The 19,466-nt window shown below is 63.8% G+C and carries 27 protein-coding genes and 1 tRNA gene; 18 read left to right on the top strand and 10 right to left on the bottom strand.

Features of this window, described 5'->3' with window-relative positions; translation table 11 throughout:
• Window positions 1-122: 122 nt before the first annotated feature.
• The 3 genes from GTZ99_RS15145 to GTZ99_RS15155 are packed head-to-tail and all read left to right on the top strand — an operon-like array spanning window position 123 to window position 3,231.
• A complete protein-coding gene (locus GTZ99_RS15145; protein ID WP_320076697.1) occupies window positions 123-1,952 on the top strand; it encodes a TadE/TadG family type IV pilus assembly protein in 1,830 nt (609 codons plus the stop codon).
• A complete protein-coding gene (locus GTZ99_RS15150) occupies window positions 1,949-2,530 on the top strand; it encodes a TadE/TadG family type IV pilus assembly protein (protein ID WP_161720400.1) in 582 nt (193 codons plus the stop codon). The genes GTZ99_RS15145 and GTZ99_RS15150 overlap by 4 nt, the downstream gene beginning before the upstream one ends.
• Window positions 2,521-3,231, top strand: coding sequence for a TadE/TadG family type IV pilus assembly protein (locus GTZ99_RS15155; protein ID WP_161720402.1), 711 nt, complete (start codon window positions 2,521-2,523; stop codon window positions 3,229-3,231). Before GTZ99_RS15150 ends, GTZ99_RS15155 begins: the two co-directional genes overlap by 10 nt.
• 2 nt (window positions 3,232-3,233) lie before the next feature.
• On the opposite strand, the gene ybaK is transcribed toward GTZ99_RS15155, so the two are convergent.
• The 7 genes from ybaK to GTZ99_RS15190 all read right to left on the bottom strand — a co-directional run bounded on the left by ybaK (window position 3,234) and on the right by GTZ99_RS15190 (window position 7,477).
• The gene (gene ybaK / locus GTZ99_RS15160; protein ID WP_161720404.1) at window positions 3,234-3,707 is read right to left on the bottom strand and encodes a Cys-tRNA(Pro) deacylase; all 474 of its coding nucleotides are present in this window, start codon (window positions 3,705-3,707) and stop codon (window positions 3,234-3,236) included.
• Window positions 3,708-3,711: 4 nt separating this feature from the next.
• Window positions 3,712-4,437, bottom strand: a complete 726-nt coding sequence (locus GTZ99_RS15165; protein ID WP_161720406.1) for an HPP family protein — start codon at window positions 4,435-4,437, stop codon at window positions 3,712-3,714.
• Between the two features lie 54 nt (window positions 4,438-4,491).
• Window positions 4,492-4,851, bottom strand: a complete 360-nt coding sequence (locus GTZ99_RS15170; RefSeq protein ID WP_161720408.1) for a hypothetical protein — start codon at window positions 4,849-4,851, stop codon at window positions 4,492-4,494.
• A gap of 110 nt (window positions 4,852-4,961) precedes the next feature.
• Window positions 4,962-5,441 (bottom strand): 30S ribosomal protein S9, encoded by a 480-nt coding sequence (rpsI, locus tag GTZ99_RS15175; protein WP_161720410.1) that lies wholly within the window; start codon window positions 5,439-5,441, stop codon window positions 4,962-4,964.
• On the bottom strand, window positions 5,441-5,920 hold the full coding sequence (gene rplM / locus GTZ99_RS15180; RefSeq protein WP_161720412.1) for a 50S ribosomal protein L13: 480 nt from the start codon (window positions 5,918-5,920) through the stop codon (window positions 5,441-5,443). Before rplM ends, rpsI begins: the two co-directional genes overlap by 1 nt.
• A 190-nt stretch (window positions 5,921-6,110) precedes the next feature.
• A complete protein-coding gene (gene cutA, locus GTZ99_RS15185) occupies window positions 6,111-6,443 on the bottom strand; it encodes a divalent-cation tolerance protein CutA (protein WP_161720414.1) in 333 nt (110 codons plus the stop codon).
• A complete protein-coding gene (locus GTZ99_RS15190; RefSeq protein ID WP_161720415.1) occupies window positions 6,440-7,477 on the bottom strand; it encodes a COX15/CtaA family protein in 1,038 nt (345 codons plus the stop codon). Before GTZ99_RS15190 ends, cutA begins: the two co-directional genes overlap by 4 nt.
• A 173-nt stretch (window positions 7,478-7,650) precedes the next feature.
• On the opposite strand from GTZ99_RS15190, the gene GTZ99_RS15195 reads away from it, so the two are divergent.
• The 8 genes from GTZ99_RS15195 (at window position 7,651) to GTZ99_RS15230 (ending at window position 12,598) form a co-directional block, all read left to right on the top strand.
• Window positions 7,651-8,025 (top strand): MerC domain-containing protein, encoded by a 375-nt coding sequence (locus GTZ99_RS15195; RefSeq protein ID WP_161720417.1) that lies wholly within the window; start codon window positions 7,651-7,653, stop codon window positions 8,023-8,025.
• Between the two features lie 18 nt (window positions 8,026-8,043).
• Complete coding sequence (gene thiS / locus GTZ99_RS15200; protein ID WP_161720419.1) at window positions 8,044-8,256, top strand: sulfur carrier protein ThiS; 213 nt, start codon at window positions 8,044-8,046, stop codon at window positions 8,254-8,256.
• A gap of 59 nt (window positions 8,257-8,315) precedes the next feature.
• Window positions 8,316-9,101, top strand: a complete 786-nt coding sequence (locus GTZ99_RS15205) for a bifunctional sulfur carrier protein/thiazole synthase protein (protein ID WP_161720421.1) — start codon at window positions 8,316-8,318, stop codon at window positions 9,099-9,101.
• A gap of 234 nt (window positions 9,102-9,335) precedes the next feature.
• On the top strand, window positions 9,336-9,860 hold the full coding sequence (locus tag GTZ99_RS15210) for a hypothetical protein (protein WP_161720423.1): 525 nt from the start codon (window positions 9,336-9,338) through the stop codon (window positions 9,858-9,860).
• Window positions 9,861-9,975: 115 nt separating this feature from the next.
• Window positions 9,976-10,542 carry a dCTP deaminase gene (gene dcd / locus GTZ99_RS15215; RefSeq protein ID WP_161720424.1) on the top strand — a complete coding sequence of 189 codons (567 nt, stop codon included), beginning with the start codon at window positions 9,976-9,978 and terminating at the stop codon, window positions 10,540-10,542.
• Between the two features lie 17 nt (window positions 10,543-10,559).
• Entirely contained in the window at window positions 10,560-10,937 is a 378-nt protein-coding gene (locus GTZ99_RS15220; protein ID WP_161720426.1) for a VOC family protein, read from the top strand.
• Window positions 10,938-10,952: 15 nt separating this feature from the next.
• Window positions 10,953-11,798 (top strand): formate dehydrogenase accessory sulfurtransferase FdhD, encoded by an 846-nt coding sequence (gene fdhD / locus GTZ99_RS15225; protein WP_161720428.1) that lies wholly within the window; start codon window positions 10,953-10,955, stop codon window positions 11,796-11,798.
• 128 nt (window positions 11,799-11,926) lie between these two features.
• Window positions 11,927-12,598, top strand: a complete 672-nt coding sequence (locus GTZ99_RS15230; protein ID WP_161720430.1) for a glutathione S-transferase family protein — start codon at window positions 11,927-11,929, stop codon at window positions 12,596-12,598.
• Here the strand turns inward: GTZ99_RS15230 and GTZ99_RS15235 are convergent.
• A complete protein-coding gene (locus GTZ99_RS15235; protein ID WP_161720432.1) occupies window positions 12,595-13,548 on the bottom strand; it encodes a complex I NDUFA9 subunit family protein in 954 nt (317 codons plus the stop codon). The genes GTZ99_RS15230 and GTZ99_RS15235 overlap by 4 nt on opposite strands.
• A gap of 297 nt (window positions 13,549-13,845) precedes the next feature.
• Here GTZ99_RS15235 and GTZ99_RS15240 point away from each other — a divergent pair.
• Together GTZ99_RS15240 and GTZ99_RS15245 are read left to right on the top strand one after the other, a co-directional pair.
• Window positions 13,846-13,932 (top strand) — tRNA-Leu (locus GTZ99_RS15240).
• 165 nt (window positions 13,933-14,097) lie between these two features.
• Entirely contained in the window at window positions 14,098-14,415 is a 318-nt protein-coding gene (locus tag GTZ99_RS15245) for an Arm DNA-binding domain-containing protein (protein WP_161720434.1), read from the top strand.
• A 38-nt stretch (window positions 14,416-14,453) separates the two neighbouring features.
• On the opposite strand, the gene GTZ99_RS15250 is transcribed toward GTZ99_RS15245, so the two are convergent.
• Window positions 14,454-15,077, bottom strand: coding sequence for an alpha-ketoglutarate-dependent dioxygenase AlkB family protein (locus tag GTZ99_RS15250; RefSeq protein ID WP_161720436.1), 624 nt, complete (start codon window positions 15,075-15,077; stop codon window positions 14,454-14,456).
• A 6-nt stretch (window positions 15,078-15,083) separates the two neighbouring features.
• Window positions 15,084-15,995 (bottom strand): LysR family transcriptional regulator, encoded by a 912-nt coding sequence (locus tag GTZ99_RS15255; protein ID WP_201742566.1) that lies wholly within the window; start codon window positions 15,993-15,995, stop codon window positions 15,084-15,086.
• Between the two features lie 99 nt (window positions 15,996-16,094).
• Here GTZ99_RS15255 and GTZ99_RS15260 point away from each other — a divergent pair, with 99 nt between their 5' ends.
• From GTZ99_RS15260 to GTZ99_RS15280, 5 genes are all read left to right on the top strand, one after another.
• Window positions 16,095-17,057, top strand: a complete 963-nt coding sequence (locus GTZ99_RS15260; RefSeq protein ID WP_201742567.1) for an alpha/beta fold hydrolase — start codon at window positions 16,095-16,097, stop codon at window positions 17,055-17,057.
• Between the two features lie 11 nt (window positions 17,058-17,068).
• Complete coding sequence (locus tag GTZ99_RS15265) at window positions 17,069-17,254, top strand: tautomerase family protein (protein WP_161720440.1); 186 nt, start codon at window positions 17,069-17,071, stop codon at window positions 17,252-17,254.
• A gap of 91 nt (window positions 17,255-17,345) precedes the next feature.
• Window positions 17,346-17,909, top strand: a complete 564-nt coding sequence (locus GTZ99_RS15270) for a LamG domain-containing protein (protein ID WP_201742568.1) — start codon at window positions 17,346-17,348, stop codon at window positions 17,907-17,909.
• A complete protein-coding gene (locus tag GTZ99_RS15275; RefSeq protein ID WP_161720442.1) occupies window positions 17,906-18,907 on the top strand; it encodes an aldo/keto reductase in 1,002 nt (333 codons plus the stop codon). Before GTZ99_RS15270 ends, GTZ99_RS15275 begins: the two co-directional genes overlap by 4 nt.
• 20 nt (window positions 18,908-18,927) lie before the next feature.
• Entirely contained in the window at window positions 18,928-19,299 is a 372-nt protein-coding gene (locus tag GTZ99_RS15280; RefSeq protein WP_161720444.1) for a hypothetical protein, read from the top strand.
• Window positions 19,300-19,466: the final 167 nt, after the last annotated feature.

Raw genomic sequence — 19,466 nt, forward strand, 5'->3', positions numbered from 1 at the left:
GTTTCTGTGGCCGACACGCGCCCTGCATAGGGGTAACCCCTGATCCCCCGGCAAAGCCGCCCGCAACCACACCGGCCCCATGACGGAACCGCCCTTTCCCATCCGTCCGCGAGGCCTTTGGCGTGAAGCACCGCCGCCCCTTCTCCCTGTTCCTGCCGCGCGCCCTGTGGCGTGACATATGGCGCGATACTGGGGGCAATGCCTTGCCGATCATGGCCGGGTTCATGCTGTTGCTGGTGATCTTTGCCGGCAGCGCGGTGGATGGTACGCGGCTGTATATGGTGCAGGCTCGGCTGCAACAGGCCTGCGACGCGGGCGTATTGGCCGGACGGCGGGCGATGACCGATACCGCCACCACCAACACCACGCTGGACGCGGCCGCCACGGCGCAGGCCAACGCCTTTTTCGCCAATAATTTCCGCACCGGCATGTATGGCACGACCGCGGTCAGCTTTACCCCCGCCAAAACCACCGAAGCGCAGGTATCAGGCACCGCCCGCGCGACCGTGGGCATGACGATCATGCGCATGTTCGGCTATGGCTCGGTGCAGATGGCCACCACCTGCGAGGCCACCTATAACGTGGCCGACACCGATGTGATCTTTGTTCTGGATACGACGGGGTCGATGGCCTGCCTGCCCTCGGACGACACCGCCACCTGCAGCAGCTATACCGGATCGGCAGCCAAGGTCTCCTATACCCGCCCCGCCGATGGCGCGGGCAGCGGCAACACCAGCGTGGCCGGCTATCCCGGATCAACCGCCTATTACGTGACCGAAAAATCAGGTTCGCGCATATCAGCCCTGCGCACGGCGGTACTGACCTTTTACGACACGATGGCCGCCGCCGCCGATTCCAGCACGCATATCCGCTATGGCTTTGTCACCTATACCTCGGCGGTGAATGCGGGGCGGGCGATCATGGACATCTCGCCCACCTTTATCGTGGGAGGGCTGGGCAACCTGAACACCAGTTGGACCTATCAGACGCGCGTGCTGACCGGCACCTCGTTCTCGTGGAGCTGTTTCTGCACCGTCCCCAACTGGTCGTACAAACAGGCCAATCAGTTGCTGACCACCTTTGTCACCGGGGTGGCGACCGTTGATCCGACCAAATATGCCGCCACCACCGACAAATGGGACGGCTGTATCGAGGAAGCCTATACCACCCCCGGCGTCACCAGTTTCAACAGCTCCAGCCTGCCCCATGATCTGGACCCGGACCACCGCCCCGGCAGCGATATCACCACCCAGTGGAAGCCGATGTGGCCCGCCGTCACCTATGCCCGCAACGATTTCACCAGCACCGCCAACGCGTCGGGATCGGGTGATGCGCAGGGGCATTTCCCGGTGCTCTACAGCCCGCCCGAATCCTCCACCCACCCCAATCTGGACATCGCCGCCGTCTATCAGAACGGCCTGATCAGTTGTGGCAAGCCGGTCTCGCGGTTGCAGACCATGACCCGCAGCCAAGTGTCGGCCTATGTCAACGCCAGCGATTTCCGCGCGATGGGCGGCACCTATCACGACATCGGCATGATCTGGGGCGCGCGGCTGCTCTCGCCCGATGGCATCTTTGCCAATGACACCGCCGCGTGGTCGGGCCGCAACGCGCCCAACCGGGTGATCGTGTTCCTGACCGATGGCGACATGTCGCCCAGCCAGTACACCTATGGCGCCTATGGCGTGGAATATTACGACCATCGCGTGTCAGGTGGCGATCTGACCAACCTGAAATCCTATCACAACGCGCGCTTTCTGGCCGCCTGCGCCGCGGCCAAGGCCAAGAATATCAGCATCTGGACGGTGGCTTTGGGCATGGGCACCACCAGCCAGTTGCAGTCCTGCGCCACCAGCACATCGCAGGCGCTGGCCACCACCAGCGGCACAGGTCTGTCCGATCAATTCGCGGTCATCGCCAGCCAGGTGGCCAAGCTGCGGATTTCGAAATGATCCGGCCGCTGGCCTGCGATGACAGCGGCGCGGCGCTGGTGGAATTCGCGCTGATCGCGCCGGTACTGCTGCTGCTGGGCATGGGGCTGAGCGAGCTGGCCTATGAGGCCTATATGGAGGCGGTGGTGACGGGCGCGGTGCAACAGGCCGGGCGTGCGGGCACGATACAGGGCGCAACGGCCGCCACGGTGGATGCCAATGTGCTGAGCGTGATTCAGCGCTCCAACGCGCGGGCGGCCTTTGTCGGCGGCTATCCCACGCGCAAGACCTATGCCGATTATGGCTATATCGCGCCCGAACCGTTCACCGACAGCAACAGCAACGGCGTCCATGACGCGGGCGAATGCTTTACCGATGTGAACGCCAATGGTGTGTGGGATTCCGATCCGGGCACATCGGGCATGGGCGGCGCGGGCGATACCGTGGTCTATACGGTGCAAGTCACCTACCCCCGCCCCTTTCCGATGGCCTCGTGGCTGGGATGGGACAATCTGGCCAATATCTCGGTCACCACCATCCTGAAAAACCAGCCCTATGCCACACAGCAGACAACCACCCCGGCCACGGTATGCGCATGACCCGCGCCATGGCCCTGTGGCGCGACACATCGGGCGCCGCGTTGACCGAATTCGCGCTGGGGCTGCCGATCCTGTTCTTTCTGGGCATGGCGGGGATCGAATATGCCAATTACGGCCGGACCCAGTTGCTGGTCAGCCAGATTACCCAGACGCTGGCCGACAACGCCAGCCGCGTGGGCCTGACCAGCAATCTGGCCGCCACCCAATTGCGCGAAAGCGATATCAATGCGGTACTGACCGGCGCCAGATTGCAGGGCGCGGGGATCAAGCTGACCACCTATGGCCGGATCACCCTGTCCAGTCTGGAAAACGTCCAGCAGACCTATGACACCACCACCGTCCAGCGCATCCACTGGCAACGCTGCATCGGGCTGAAAAGCGGCACTTCCTATGATTCCACCTATGGCACCACCAGCACCACGGCGGGCACCACCGCCACGCTGGCCAATGCCGGCACCACCAAATCCAGCGGCATGGGCGACAACGGCTATCTGGTCAGCGCCCCCAGCGGCGGCGGGGTGATGTTTGTCGAGGTGAACTTCCTCTATCAGCCGCTGTTCTCCTCGATGTTCATCAGCAGCAGCACACTGATCCATTCCACCGCCTCGTTCGTGGTGCGCGATCAGCGGGATTTCTCGATGGTGTACAACACCTCGCCGGTGGTCACGCGCTATACCTGCGACCGCAACACGGCCAGCTAGACTCAGGCGGTGATGTCGGCCGCCACCGCCCCGATGGCGCGCAGCACATCATCGGGCAACAGGCGCAATTGCAGCCCGCGCTGACCGCCGTTGACATAGACATGGTCACAGACCAGCGCCATTTCCTCCAGCACCGTGGGCACGCGGCGCATCTGGCCAAAGGGGCTGATCCCGCCCACCTTGTATCCGGTCATCCGCTCGGCATCGGCAGGCGGCATCATCTGGGCCGATTTGGCGCGCAGGGCAGCGGCCAGCTTTTTCATGCTGACGGTCTGATCAGACGGCAGGATGACGCAGGCCGGTTTGCCATCGGCCAGCACCATCAGCGTCTTGAGCACACAGGCCGGATCCTCGCCCAGCGCCTGTGCGGCGGCCATGCCGATCCGGTCGGCATCGGGGTCATAGTCATAGGCGATGGTGGCATAGGCAATGCCGGCCTCGTCCAGCATGCGGGTGGCGCGGGTAACCCTGGACATGGGATCAGCCCTGCGCGCGGCGCAAGACCGCCTGCATCAGCGCCGCCAGATCGTTGGGGCTGACGTCGATCTCGTCGGGCCATTCGTCCAGCACCGCCTGAATATCCGCCAGAGCAAAGGGCGCGGATGGTGGCACGGCCACCACGGCGGGCCGCGCGCGATGCGGATAGCTGTGCCCCGTCAGCCGGTTCCACACCACCGCCAACAGCACCAGCAACACCACATTCACCCCCACCGGCATCAGCAGAAACCGCCAGCCCGCCATCGCCACCGGCGGCGAGGCCAGCGCCAGCACCAGCGTCGATCCCCCCGCCGGGGGGTGCAAACAGCGCAGCGCCAGCATCAGGACACAGGACAGCCCCACCGCGACAGCGGCAGCCATCACCGGCGGCATCCCCGCCCGATGCACCACCAGACCCACCGCCGAAGCCACCAGATTGCCGCCGATCACCGGCCATGGCTGTGCCAAAGGGCTGGCAGGAACGATGAACAGCAGCACCGCCGATGCCCCCATCGGCGCCACCAGCCACGGCAACAGCGCGCTATCGGCCATCACCATGCGCGACACCAGACCGGTCAGCAAAATGCCCAGAAACGCGCCAATCGCGCCGGTCGCCACACGCCGCCACGCGGGCTTTTCCACCAAAGGGGTGGGCCGGGGCGGCAGTTCCGGTTCCCAGTCGCGCTCGGGCGTGACAGGGGCGGTGTCAGAGGTGGCGGTGCTGTCCATATCGGCTCCCGACGGCGGCGCGTTATGCTCGCGCCTGCGGTGGCGTTGCGGCCGTCACTCGTATTCGACCAGTTCCCAATCCTCATCCTCGCTCTCGCGGATGACGACATGGCCCTTTTCAACCCGGGGCAAGCCTTCCAGGTCGAACTCTTCCTTGTCCAGATCGGCCAATTCCACCAGCGACCAATCGCCCATCGCATGGTCCTCGGCACCGCAGGCGAATTGCAGATCGCCGTCATCGTCATGGGCAAAGGTCAGCACCGGTTCGCCATCCAGCACATGGTGGCAGACGATGCACAGCTTGGTGTCGGCGAATTCATGGCCAGCGATGGTGATCATGCCCACGCCATAGCCGCGCCCGCGCCAAATGGCGAGAGGGCTGATCTCCCCCCGTCCAACGCCAGCGTCAGACACGAAAAAAGCGGGGTTTCCCCCGCTTTTCTCTGTGGCAATGGCAGCCTGTTGCCAGACCGCCCCAGTACCAAAAGCGATGAACGCTTCGGGGACTGGCAGCCGAAGCGCGATTAACGCTTCGAGAACTGGAAGCTCTTGCGAGCCTTGGCCTTGCCGTACTTCTTACGCTCGACGGCGCGCGGGTCGCGGGTCAGGAAGCCAGCGGCCTTGACCACGCTGCGCAGCGCGGGCTCGAACTTGGTCAGCGCCTGCGAGATGCCGTGCTTCACAGCACCGGCCTGACCCGACAGACCACCACCCTTGACGGTGGCGACCACGTCATACTGACCCGAACGGTCAGCGATGCCGAACGGCTGGTTGATCACCAGACGCAGGGTCGGACGTGCGAAATACACTTCCTGATCGCGGCCATTGACGGTGATCTTGCCGGTGCCGGGCTTGATCCACACGCGGGCCACGGCGTCCTTGCGGCGGCCGGTGGCATACGAACGGCCCTGCGCGTCGACTTCACGTTCACGCAGCGGGGTCGTGGGGGCGGCGGCGGCCGGAGCGGCGCCGATTTCAGCCAGAGCGGAGAATTCTTCGGACATTACGCGCCAACCTTGTTCTTGCGGTTCAGAGCAGCGACATCGAGCGGCTGGGGCTGGGTGCCACCATGCGGATGCTCGGCGCCAGCGTACAGGTGCAGGGCGCGCATCTGCGCACGGCCCAGGGGCCCGCGCGGAATCATGCGCTCCACGGCCTTTTCCAGCACGCGCTCGGGGAAGCGGCCTTCCAGCACCTTGGCTGCGGTCACTTCCTTGATGCCGCCGGCATAACCGGTGTGCTTGTAGTACACCTTGTTCTTCAGCTTGTTGCCGGTCAGGCGAACCTTGTCCGCGTTGATCACGACGACATGGTCACCGCAATCGACGTGGGGGGTGTAGCTGGGCTTGTGCTTGCCGCGCAGCGTGTTCGCGATGATGACGGCAAGACGGCCGACCACCAGACCTTCGGCATCGATCAGATGCCACTTCTTTTCCACCTCTGCCGGCTTGACCGACTGGGTGACCTTGGTGAGCGCCTTCATGGCTTTGGTTCCCATATGAATAGCAATCCCGCCATGGGCCGGAACGCATGCGGACAGGCCGCACACAGACCACCCCTGGCGGGGAATGGGCGGCCTTTTGCCGATTGGCGGCGCAGAGTCAAGCGCGGGGACGGATTTCCGCGCCTTTCAAGAGAGGTAAAATGATACCGCGCTACCATCAGCGCCCGTTTCACCCGCCCGTCAACAGCCCCCCCAGCCAGTCGCGCGTGGCAGGCGCCGCCATGTCACAGGCCCAGCCCAGCACCGCCGGCTCGTCATAGGGATGCAGCGCCGGGATACGCGCCTGTAACGCTGGCAACAGCGCCGCGTCCGTCTTGAACAGCACGCCGACCTCTGCCGATTCGCCCCTTTCCCCGCGCCAGACATACAGGCTGCGCATCGGCGGCAGGATATTGGCGCAGGCGATCAGGCGTTCGTCCAGCAACGCGCGGGCGACATCAGCGGCCGACGATTCATCCGGAAACGGGCACCAGACCAGCGCGGGCCCTTGGGGCGTATTCATCGCGCGCGGCCCAGTTCGTGCGCGCCCCACACCACCGTGATCAGCAACAGCGCGCCCACCACCTGATGCAGCACCGCCACCCAGATCGCCACGCCCAGCATCACCGTGGCAATGCCCAGCAACACCTGCGTGCCAAAGGCGCTGTGAATCGCGATGCTGGCCGGACGCGCGCCGATGGCTTTCAACCGGCGCGCCATCACCACCAGTACCGCCACCACGCCCCACGCCCACCAGCGGTGGATGAAATGCACCACGGCCGGGTCGCTGGTCAGATACCACGGCAGGCTTTGCCCGGTTTGCGTCACGCCGGGCCATGCCGCGCCGTTCATCAATGGCCAGTCACGCGCCACATGCCCCGCGCGCAAACCTGCCATCCACGCGCCATACAACAGTTGCAGCCCCAGCAGACCCAGCGCCCAGCCACCCATCGCCGTCAGCCGGGCTGGGCGCGCCGCGCCATCGCGCGCCAGCCGCCGCAGGTCCAGCGCCGTCCACACCACCCCGCCCAGCGTTACCAATGCCACCAGCAAATGCGCGGCAAGGCGGAAATGGCTGACCTTTACATCATGGACGATGCCCGATTTGACCATCCACCAGCCGATTACCCCTTGCAGCCCGCCCAGTGCCAACAGCGCCAACAGCCGCGCGTGATAGCCCGCCGGGATCTGCCGCCGCAGCCAGAACCACGCCAGCGGCAGCGCGAACACCATGCCGATCGTGCGCGCCAACAGGCGGTGCACCCATTCCCAGAAAAAGATGAACTTGTACGTGGCCAGCGTCATACCCGCCGGGCCATTGATCAGACGGTATTGGGGGGTGGCCTGATATTTGGCGAACTCGGCGGTCCATGCGGCCTCGGTCAGGGGGGGCAGAGCGCCGCTGACCGGCTTCCATTCGGTGATCGAGACGCCCGATTCGGTCAGGCGCGTAATGCCGCCCACCACCACGATCCCCACGATCATCGCCGCCACAATCCACAACCAGCGCGCCAACAGATCAGGGCGCGACGTCCGGGCAAAGGCAGAGGTGGTCATGCGGGGCATCCTGTTTGGGGTTTGCCCTATGTCTTTGCGGGGCCGCGCGCGTGGGCGCAAGAGGGCCGTGCGGGCGCGTCTTGCACGGAAACGCGGCTTTCATCCGATTAATTGCACCCTCCGCAGCCCCCCGCTCTTGCAAGATGTTATACTGTCACATATCTGCCAAGCCCATGAGCGCCCCCCTCTCCACCCTGATTCGCCGCCGCATGGACCGGTTTGGCGTGGCCCTGTCGGCGCTGTGCCTGGTGCATTGCGTGTCGGGGCTGGTGCTGGTGACGCTGTTGGGTGTGGGTGGCGGCGTGCTGCTGGACCCGCGCATTCACGAATATGGGCTGGCCGTGGCGATTGTGGTGGCCGCGCTGGGTCTGGGCATCGGGGCATGGCGCAACCGGCGCTATGACCGGTTGGCGCTGGGCGGGGCGGGCATCGTGCTGATGTCGCTGGGCCTGCTGGTCCCGCATGGCCTGCCAGAGGTGATCGCCACCATGTCGGGCGTCTCGATGGTGGCGGGCGCGCATATCCGGAACTTGCGCCATCCGCATTGAACGTTCATGGCAGGCGCCATGACTGACATGCTGAATCTGACCGTGAATGGAGAGCCGCGCCGGATCGCGGCGGGCGCCAGCGTGGCCGATCTGGTGGCCGATATCGGCCTGACCCCGGCCAAGGTGGCGGTGGAGCGCAATGCGCTGATCGTGCCGCGCAGCACGCTGGGCGATGTGCAACTGACCGATGGCGACGTGCTGGAAATCGTCCATTTCGTCGGCGGCGGTTGACACCGCTGCCCCAGCCCCCATCTGGCACACGCCCCGCATTTCCAAGGATCTGACCCAAAGTGACCACCCCGACCACCGATGACAGCTGGACCGTTGCCGGCCGCACCTTTCGCTCGCGCCTGATTGTCGGCACCGGCAAGTACAAGGATTTCGCTCAGAACGCCGCCGCGCTGGAGGCCTCTGGCGCCGAGATCGTCACCGTGGCGGTGCGCCGCGTGAACGTGTCGGACCCCAAGGCGCCGATGCTGACCGACTATATCGACCCGAAAAAGGTGACCTATCTGCCCAACACCGCGGGCTGTTTCACCGCCGAGGACGCGATCCGCACGCTGCGCCTGGCGCGTGAGGCGGGCGGCTGGGATCTGGTCAAGCTGGAGGTGCTGGGCGAGGCGCGCACGCTGTACCCCGACATGCGCGAAACGCTGAAAGCGACCGAGGTGCTGGCCAAGGAAGGCTTCCTGCCCATGGTCTATTGCGTGGATGACCCCATCGCGGCCAAGCAGTTGGAAAGCGCGGGCGCGGTGGCGGTGATGCCGCTGGGCGCGCCGATCGGCAGTGGTCTGGGCATCCAGAACCGCGTCACCATCCGCCTGATCGTCGAGGGCGCGAGCGTGCCTGTGCTGGTCGATGCGGGCGTTGGCACGGCCTCTGACGCGGCGGTGGCGATGGAACTGGGCGTGGACGGCGTGTTGATGAACACCGCCATCGCCGAGGCCAAGGACCCCATCCGCATGGCCCGCGCGATGCGTCTGGCGGTGGAGGCCGGGCGTGATTCCTATCTGGCGGGCCGCATGGCCACCCGCAAATACGCCGATCCCTCCAGCCCGCTGGCCGGGCTGATCTAAGGGACTCTGGCCCGCTGGTCGGGCTGATCTGATACTTTGGTGCCGGGATGGGGCGGTGATGCCGCGCCACCCCGGCACAATCCTTTACAGCCATCCTTTGCACGTCCCTAATCGCTCAGGGACAATCCCTGCGCAGACGCCCGGAACATGGTTAACGTCTTTATAACCAGAATCAGGGCAACTTGCATCCATGGGTCCACAAATGGGCCACCACATGGTTCAAAGGTCAGGTCGATGGCGAATACGGGAATGGCTGCTCTGGCGATCGCCGAATTGCGCGAATTTGCCGGATTCACCCCCTGCGAACAGCGCTATATCAAACGCAGTCTGGATGTGGGTCTGGGCCGTCAGGACGCGTTCAAGCTGTGGGCCCGCGACGCCAGCGAAAGCGCCAGCATCCGCGCGCAATATGTGGCCTATCAGGAATTGCGCAATCTGCGCGGCACCTTGCCGGCCGAGGACGGGTTTGATTCGCTGACCACGATGGGCCTGCTGATCCGCCTGACCGCCTTTGATCTGGCGCAGGAAAAGCTGTCGGGCTTCTCGGCCTTCCGCTTCCTGTACGAACGCCTGCTGGGTGCCGAAGTGCGCCCCTGGCTGCCTTCTGCCTTTTGCGCCGCCGCCGCCCTGCCGCAGATCCGCCCCGAACGGCGCAAACGTCTGCTGCAGTCGATCAGCGAAGCGGCCGCCACAGCCCCCGCGTGGTCGACCCGCGCACCCCAGTTCTATCCCGAGTGGGTGGAAAAGGAAGCGGCCTGAACACCCGCCAATCCTTGAATGCAGCGAGCGTGAAAGGGCGGCCTGGCAACGGACCGCCCTTTTCGCATGCGGCGCCTGCTTGATTCGCCCCGCCGCATTCGCCATGAACGCGGCCATGGCTATTCTTTCCGACAAATGGATCCGCGAACAGGCGCTGCAACATGGCATGATCGAGCCTTTCGTCGAGCGGCAAACCCGCAAGGGCGATGGCGGCGGCTGCATCAGCTATGGCCTGTCCTCCTATGGCTATGACGCAAGGGTGGCGGACGAGTTCAAGATTTTCACCAATGTCGATTCGGCCGTGGTGGATCCCAAGAATTTTGACGCCAACAGCTTTGTCGACCGCAAGACCGATGTCTGCGTCATCCCGCCCAACTCTTTCGCGCTGGCGCGGACGGTGGAATATTTCCGCGTGCCGCGCGATGTGCTGGTGATCTGCCTTGGCAAAAGCACCTATGCCCGCTGCGGCATCATTGTGAACGTCACCCCGCTGGAGCCGGGCTGGGAAGGCCACGTCACGCTGGAATTCAGCAACACCACGCCCTTGCCGGCCAAGATTTACGCCAATGAGGGCGCATGCCAGTTCCTGTTCCTGCAGGGCAACGAACCATGCGAGGTCAGCTATGCCGACCGCGCGGGCAAATATATGGGCCAGCGCGGCGTCACCCTGCCCCGCCTGTAATCTGACGGAGAATAGCCATGTTCAGCCACCTGTTTGTCGGGTCGAACGACCTGACCCGTGCCAAAACCTTTTACGACGCGGTGTTTGCCGCCATCGGCGGGCCCGAAGGCTTTCTGGCGCCGACCGGCACCCGCCTGATCTATGGCCACAAGGGCGCCAATTTCATCATCGCCACCCCCAATGATGGCAATCCGGCCACGGTGTGCAATGGCGGCACCATCGGCTTTGCCATCGACAGTGTCGAACAGGTGGACGCATGGTACGCGGCCGGGATCGCCCATGGCGGCGCGGCCTGTGAAGACCCGCCGGGCGTGCGCCCCGCCTTCAACGCCTATATCGCCTATTTGCGCGATCCCGATGGGCACAAGCTGTGCGCGTTGCACAAGCTGCCATAAGGCCGCGCTGAGCGCATGACCCTGCCCCCGCCCGAAATGCTGCCCGCCCTGCCTGACGGCGGGGGTTTGGTGTTTCGCGCGGATGGCGGATCGGCGGCGGCCACACGCTCATGGGTGCCAGAGGTGCCTGTCGCGCTGGAGTTCAACGGCCTGTCCTATGCCGTGATGATGGCCAGCCCCACCGATCTGGCCGATTTCGCCAGCGGATTTGCCCTGAGCGAGGGCATTGCCACCAGCGCCGATCAGATCACCGCCATCACCCCGGTAGAGGTCGAGCAAGGCTGGATCATCCGCACACAGGTGGCGGGGTTGGACGCGGCGCGCCTGTCGGAACGGGTGCGGGCGCGCGTGGCCGAAAGCAGTTGCGGGCTGTGCGGCATCGACAATCTGGCCGCTATCGCCCGCCCTTTGCCGCCGGTACGGTTTCATTCGCGGGTGGAGCCTGCGGCGATCTTTGCCGCCTTGCGCGCTTTGCGGGGCTCTCAGGCGCTGGGGCAGGCCACAGGCGCTGCCCATGCCGCCGCGCTGTGCGATGGTTCTGGTGCCATTCTGGGGCTGCGTGAGGATGTGGGCCGCCACAATGCCATGGACAAGCTGATCGGGGCGGCCGCCCGTGCCGGGTTGGCGCTGGGCGAAGGCTTTGTCCTGTCCACCGCCCGGTGCAGCTATGAAATCGTCGAAAAGGCGGTGAAGGCGGGGGCCACCTCGCTGGTGACGATATCGCTGCCCACCAGCATGGCGGTGGCGCGCGCGGCGGTGGCGGGGTTGTCGCTATGGGTGCTGGCGCGCGATGATTCGGTGACGCTGGCGCATGATGGCGCGCTATGCGTTCACCCTCGCGCCTTGCCGCCCCATCCCTGAACAGGGCGCGCTGATCGCGCCCAAATGGCGGTTTGCCACAGTTTTCCACCGCTGATGATGCCTTGCCCGCCGCTTGCCCCTTTTTCGCGGGTGGACGCGCGCGCCCTTCCCCGCCAAGAGTTTCGCCCATGTGGCAGCTCTATCAGTTCCCCCTGTGCCCCTTTTCCCGCAAGGTCCGCCTGATGCTCAGCGAGAAGGGCATCGCCTATGAATTGTGGCGCGAGAACCCGTGGGAAATGCGCGAGGCGTTCATGCACATGAACCCGGCGGGCCGCACGCCGGTGCTGCACGATCCCGAACGCGCCATCACCCTGATCGATAGCCGCGCCATCTGCGAATATATCGAGGAGACGACCGACCGCGTCCCCCTGATCATCGGCACCGCATCGGCGCGGGCGGAAATCCGCCGGTTGGTGGCCCTGTTTGACGAAAATTTCTTCGCCGATGTCACCGGCCCGCTGCTGAATGAAAAGATGAAGAAGCGCATCTTTTTAAAGCAGCCGCCCGAATCGCGCGTGCTGCGTGACGCGATGCGTCTGGCGCACGAACATCTGTATTACATCGACTATCTGGTCGATCATCGCCCCTGGCTGGCCGGCCCGACAATGAGCATGGCCGATCTGGCCGCCGCCGCGCAGATTTCGGTGGCCGATTATCTGGGCGGGCTGGACTGGAACGGCCACGATCAGGCCCGCGCATGGTATTCGGTGTTCAAAAGCCGGCCCAGCTTCCGCCCGCTGCTGGCCGAACGGATGGAGGTGATCCAGCCGCCCATCCACTATGCGGATGTGAACGCCTAAACCCGTCCCTTGGGGCGGTAACGCGCCATCCAGCGATCCAGATAGAGCCCCATCGGCCTGGCCGTCAGACCCAGCGCGGCCAGATCGGGCTCTCCGGGCGGGACTGTGCTGCCCGCCAGCAACAGCGCGTATTGATCGGGCGTGATTGGCGTGCCGGGCAGCGCCGCGATCACCCGCGCCAGCCCATCAGGCATCGGCAACAGCCATGGATGGCGATGACAGGCCGCCGCGATGCGCTGGTTCAGTTGCATCATCGTCACCACCTCTGGCCCGCCCAGCGCATAGCGCCGCCCGCCATGCGCCACCGGATCAACCAAGGCCGCCACCACCGCCTGTGCCACATCATCCACCAGCACCGGCTGCATCACCGCATCGGGCCCAAACACCGGCAGCACCGGAGCCAGCACCATCAACCGGGCAAACATGTTCAAAAACGCATCGTCCGGGCCAAAGATCACCGATGGGCGCAGGATCGTCGCCTTGGCATAGGTCTCCATCACGGCGGCCTCTCCCTGCGCCTTGGTCCGGGCATAGGCATAAGGCGAGGCTGCATCGCCTCCCAGCGCCGAGACATGGACAAAGGCCCTGACCCCCGCCTGCGCCGCCATGGCCGCCACACGGCCCACACCGCGCCCCTGAATGGCATCCAGATCCCCGGCAAAGGCCCCGGCCATATAGACTACCGCATCGGCCTGCGCGATCACCGGAGCCAGCGTATCGGGCCGCGTCACATCCACAGTGGCAAAGGCCACCTGCCCCGGATCGCCCAACGAGCGCAGCGCATGGGCGCGCTCGGGCCGGCGGCAGGCAATCGAGAGCACCGCCCCCGCGCCAACCAGCGCCTGCGCCACATGCCGCCCGACAAAGCCACCACCGCCAATCACCGCCACGCGCAGCGCCGCCAGTTGTCCGGCAAAGGGTTTGGAATGAAGCGCAGCGGACGAGGGCATAGGGCACCTGCGAATTTGGGGGATGGCCTGTTGAAAATGCGCCTCGTCGGGCCAACGCGCAAGATTTCGGCCCCTGCCCGTTGGGGCAGACAGATGTATTTGCACGTGATTCGCCGTAGTGATTCGCGGTGAGCGGGTTTGACCAAATCGGCGATGTGGCTGAAATTGGCTGATTTCCGCCATTCTTTGGGGGTCGGCAAAAAAAATCACATTTTGTGTTTGACAGCTCTGCGGATCACCCTTAGAGGCGCCCTCCTACCCGGCGAGGACGCGGAAACGCACCGAGCCAAACAAAGTGCCCAGGTGGCGGAATTGGTAGACGCACTAGCTTCAGGTGCTAGCGCTCGCAAGGGCGTGGAGGTTCGAGTCCTCTCCTGGGCACCATTTGTTTGTATCTAGACACCCCCTCGGGGGTCGCAAACTCCCCAAAAACATGGCATTTATCGTCTCTCGCTGTCGCAGGGCGTTTCCAGCCATGCCCCCACAATCCGCAACATTTGGGGGCATATCCCGTTTGGGCAGCGTTTTGCCGAAAGGTCATGCCCCCAAATGGCGCTCAAAGACGCAGAAATCCGGGCTTTTCAGGCAGGCATTACGCCCGTCAAAAAGGCCGATGCCAAAGGCCTCTATATCGAGATTTTCCCCAACGGCTCCAAGCTGTGGCGGCTGAAGTTTCGGGTGGCCGGCAAGGAAAAGCGGCTGGCCCTAGGCGCCTACCCCGAAGTATCGCTGGCCGAGGCCCGAAAACGCCGCGATGCCGCCCGCGCCGAGCTGGACATGGGCAAAGACCCAGCCCTTGAACGCAAGCGGGAAAAGGCCGCATTGACACATGTGGCACATGCGTTTTTCGAGAGCCAATCCTCCTGACAAAACAGGCATCGCTCTGACGTTAGCCAGATAACCGATTATAGAGCGCCAACAGATGCTTCAGACCCTGCCGTCAGGCGGAAAGTCAGATTGATGCGTTCACCAATCGGTTTGGCGGTGCGCATGACGGCGTGCTGCCAATGGCGTTGCATCGCGCCTGCCATGATCAGCAAGCTTCCATGTTCCAAGGTGATGCGTTTTACCTGCGCATGATCGTCTTTGCGGCGCATGTGGAAACCCCTTTCCGCCCCGAAACTGAGCGAGGCGATCACAGGCGCAGGCCCCAGTTCCGGCTCATCATCCGCATGCCAGCCAATCGCGTCTTGGCCGTTACGGTACAGGTTCGCCAGCATCGAGTTGAAACGCGCCGCGCAAATGGCCTCTACGCGCTCACGCAGATGCGCAACCACGCCGCTCCATGGATGCGGCACCAGCACATGGGCCAGCGTGGAATAGGTGTGGACCACCTCACCATGCCAACTGCTCAGGCGCGGCTGAGGAATGATCTGACCATGGATGTTGACGCTATGCTGCTCCCACGGGATTTCGGCGCGCAGGGCGGCGAAAATCGCGTCGGGATGCAGGCCCAGATCGGGGCTGGGATGATAGATGACCCGCGCATCTGCCAAGGCAATCGGGCGGATTTCGTTGAACAGGTCCATGGTCAGTCAGTCCGCCCGATGCAGGGTGTCGGCAAGGAAGGTCGCAAAAGCTTCGACGCGTGGGAGACTGGCGCGGTGGGATGGACGCACCAACCACAGGGCGCCGCGTTCGCAATGCTGATCGGGCAGCAGCGCAACCAGCCGACCATCCGCCAAAGCAGGCGCGGCTGCATAATCGGGCAATTGCGCCACGCCCATGCCTGCCTGCGCCGCCAGAACCACCGCCTCGCCATCGTTGAACACCGCGCCCGCGCCCAATTCGCGATCCATTTCGCGCCCATCAAATGACCAGCGTTCCAATTGTCCGGTGGAAGGGTAGCGAAAGCGGAGGCAGGCATGGTGCGCCAGATCATCTGGTGTCAGCGGCTCGCCCCTGATCGCCAGATAGGCTGGCGCGGCGCAGAGCACAAAACGGTGCGGCGCAAGGCGGCGCGCGATCAGCCCGCTGTCTTCCAACATGCCGGTGCGCACCGCCAGATCATAGCCGCCCTCGACCAGATCCACTTTGCGGTCATCCAGCCCGATATCCAGTTCGATCCCCGGAAAGCAGGCCACAAATTCCGCCAAATGCGGGATGACGACCATGCGCCCCAGAGTTGCGGGCAGGCTGACCCTGATCCGCCCCACAGGAGCGCCGCGCTGGGCTGCCATCATGCTTTCCATATCGCGCAAATCGTCGATCAACCGCGTGGCGCGGGCGTAAAGCTGCTCGCCTTCAAAGGTCATCACCACCTGCCGGGTAGTGCGGTTGAGCAAACGCAGGCCCAGCCGCGCCTCGACCCGCGCCACCGCCTTGCCCACGGCGGATGATGAGAGGCCAAGTCGCCGAGCGGCCGGAGCAAACCCGCCAGCCTCGACCGTCGCCACAAAGGCGGAAAGGCCGGACAGCGATTCCAGATGAGAGATTGCGGATATCATGTCCGGACTGATCGGATTTTTGCCACCATTCCGTCAAGCATGGATTTGCGACATAAGCGGGTGCCTCCTCTTTCTCCTTGGTGACATATGCTGCGATCCTTGTTGCTGGCTTTGAGCATTGGCCTGACGGGCCTGACGACGGCGCACGCCGAACCGGCCATCAGCGTGCTGGGCCGCGATTATGTCTTCCCACATGCCATCGCGGGGATGCCTGCCAAGCTTTCGGACTTTCCTGCCCTGCAGATCAAACATTTCACCACCAGTGACGGCGTGCGCATGACATGGTGGGAGGCCGGAACAGGGCGGCCCATCGTCATCATTCCTGGCTGGTCGTCCAACGGGGCGGAATATGTGAATGTGATGTGGCTACTGGCACGCAACCATCGCGTGCTGGTGCTGGATCCGCGCAATCAGGGCCTGTCTGGCCGCGTGGACTATGGCGCGCGGATTGCCCGCTATGCGGCCGATCTGCATGAATTCCGCGCAGCGGCGCAAGTGGGCGAAGCAGATTACGTGGGCCACTCGATGGGCGCCAGCGTGATCTGGAGCCACATCGACCTGTATGGCACCAAGGGCATGCGCAAGCTGGTCTTTATCGACGAAGGGATCTCCTTGATCGCCGGATCGGATTGGACCGACGAGCAACGCCGCGATGCAGGCGCGATTGCCGACAGCTATGATGGGTTCCGCTCTGCTCTGGCGCCAAAACCGGATGGCAGCGATCTGTTCACCCGTCTGATGCGCGATCGCACGCCCTATTTCGAGAATTCACAAAGCTTTTCCGATGCCTTCATCCACAATGACATGGCGCATATGGGCCTGGTGATGCGCGACCATGCGGGCAATGATTGGCGCGACGTAATCACGCACAAGATTGACCGTCCCACCGCCTTCTTCACCGGCGAATTGAGCGCCAATGTGGCCAGCCAGCACTGGGCTGCGCGCCAGATCCGGGACGCCCGCGTGTTTGTCTACACCGCCGCTGAACATGGCGATCACCTGCTGACTTATAAAAACCCGGTCAAATTTGTGGCCGACCTGACCCGGTTTCTTGATCAATAAAGGAGCATCCCATGCCCGTCGTTCGCGTCAGTTGGTTTGAAGGCAAAGACACCGCCCAAAAGGCCAAGGTAGCCGCCGACATCACCGACAGCATTGCCCGCAATACCGGCACGGATCCGTCCTATGTCTATGTGATTTTTGAGGATGTGAAGCCTTCGGATTGGGCAGGAGCGGGGAAGCTGTATGCGCAGGAATAGCGCCATGGGTGTAGTCGCCGCTTTAGCGCTGGCTACCTCGGCACATGCCACTGATCCAGCGCCGTCGGCATTTCGGGTCAATGGGGTGGAATTGACCAAAGATACCGATGGCCTTCGCCTGTCCATGCCGCGCCAATATTGGCAGGATCCCTCACGCGAAGCCTTGGCCGACCGGGATTTCATGGCGTGGTTGCCGGTCGATTTTCACAACGGCGTGATCGAGGCGGAGGTGAAGGCAGAGCTTGCCCCCGGTGCGCCCGCATTCGCACGCGGTTTTGTGGGGCTGGCGTTCCGTTATGACGGGACGCAGTTTGAAAGCTTTTACCTGCGGCCAACCAATGGCGTGGCCGATGATCAGGTGCGGCGAAATCATGCCGTGCAATACGCGGCCTTTCCCGATTGGCGCTTTGACCGCCTGCGCCGCGAAAGCCCCGAGCGATACGAGACAGCCGCCGACATTGCGCCTGATCGCTGGGTGCATATGCGGATCGAGGTGAAAGGCGCGCAGGCCAAGCTCTATCTCGATCATCGGCCGTCGCCGGTGTTGATCGTCAATGACCTTAAACTGGGCGCAGATCTGCGTGGCGGGGTGGGCCTGTGGATCGAAACGGCCACCATCGCCCATTTCCGCAACATCAAGGTCATGCCGCAATGATCAAAAAGCTGGGGTTTGGCGGCGCGCCGCTGGGCAATATGTTCGCCCCCATCGACGAGGCAACCGCCGACGCCACCATGCAGGCAGCGTGGGACAGCGGCGCGCGTCATTTCGATACCGCGCCCGTCTATGGCGGCACACTGGGCGAGCATCGCTTTGGCCGGTTCCTGCGCCAGATGCCGCGCGATGACTTTGTGATCTCCACCAAGGTCGGCCGATTGATGCGCCCCGGCCGGGAGAAATCAGCTGCGCCAAAGGTCGTTCATGGCCCCAGTTCGGACGAGGCGGGGCTGTTCAAGGGCGGCCTGCCGTTCCACGCGCATGTCGACTATGGCTATGACGCGGCCATGCGCAGCTTTGAGGACTCGCTTCAGCGGCTGGGTTTGGACCGGATCGACATCGTCTATGTCCATGATCTGGGCGCCGATCATCTGGGCCCCGCGTGGGAAGAGCATTGGCCGATAGCGATGAATGGGGCCTTCCGAGCCTTGCGGACGTTGCGCGATCAGGGCGTGATCCGCACATGGGGCATGGGCAACAATGTCATTGAACCCTGTCTGCGCGCGCTGGAGCAGACTGATCCTGATATCATCCACATTTCGGGACGTTATACATTGCTGGATCGTAGCGCGGAGGACCTGCTGGCGCAGTGCCTACGGCGTGGTGTGCCGGTTGTGCTGGGCGGATGCTATAATTCCGGCATTCTTGCCGATGGGCCATATGACGATTACCGCCCAGCCATTGCGCAGCGGATTGAACAGCGTGATCGTCTGGCGCAGGTGTGCGCGCGTTATGGAGTCAGCCTGAAGGCCGCCGCCTTGCAATTCTGCGCCCGCCACCCTGCGGTAGAGGCTATCGTGCCGGGCGCTAAATCGCCTCTCAAGGCGCGCGAAAATGCGCTGATGCTTCAGGACCCAATCCCGCCAGACCTTTGGACGGAATTTTCCACGACATCCGCAATGCCATTTTGTTCCAAATCTGCTACGGATTTAGGATAGTCTAGCTGGAACAAACCAGCATGGGCGGCATAGGTTCAGGGCGACACGGTGGCAGGCCGACGGCGGAGTCCTCACTCAAGATCGATCTGGCGTGGATGGCGCGGCGGGGATGGGTGAAGCAGGGGCAGCGCTGGCACGGCACACTGGCGTGGACCTGTGGCGGCGAACCGTCCGGTTCCATCGGCTATGTCACGATCTTGGATGAACCGGGGCAAGAGCGGCTGGAACTGTCCTATGTGCGCGGGCCGGATCATGCGCGGGAAAACGTCCAGCAAACCATCCGCCTGACCGCCACCACGCCCCGCTATGGCGGCAAACGCTTTGCCAGCCGTCAATCGTGGCGGCTGGGCAGTGCCTTCAACATATGGGCGCCAAATCAGACGTATAGGTGATTTTTTCGAGTCTCTCCTGGCACCATTTGTTTGTATCTAGACACCCCCTCGGGGGTCGCAAACTCCCCAAAATCTGGCATTTATCGTCTCTCGCTGTCGCAGGGCGTTTCCAGCCATGCCCATGGCCACCCACCAGCGATAGGAGGGCCACTGCGCGTCCCAATCTG

Origin of the sequence: Novosphingobium ovatum, from assembly GCF_009909235.1 — a bacterium.
GTDB classification, from domain to species: Bacteria; Pseudomonadota; Alphaproteobacteria; order Sphingomonadales; family Sphingomonadaceae; genus Novosphingobium; species Novosphingobium ovatum.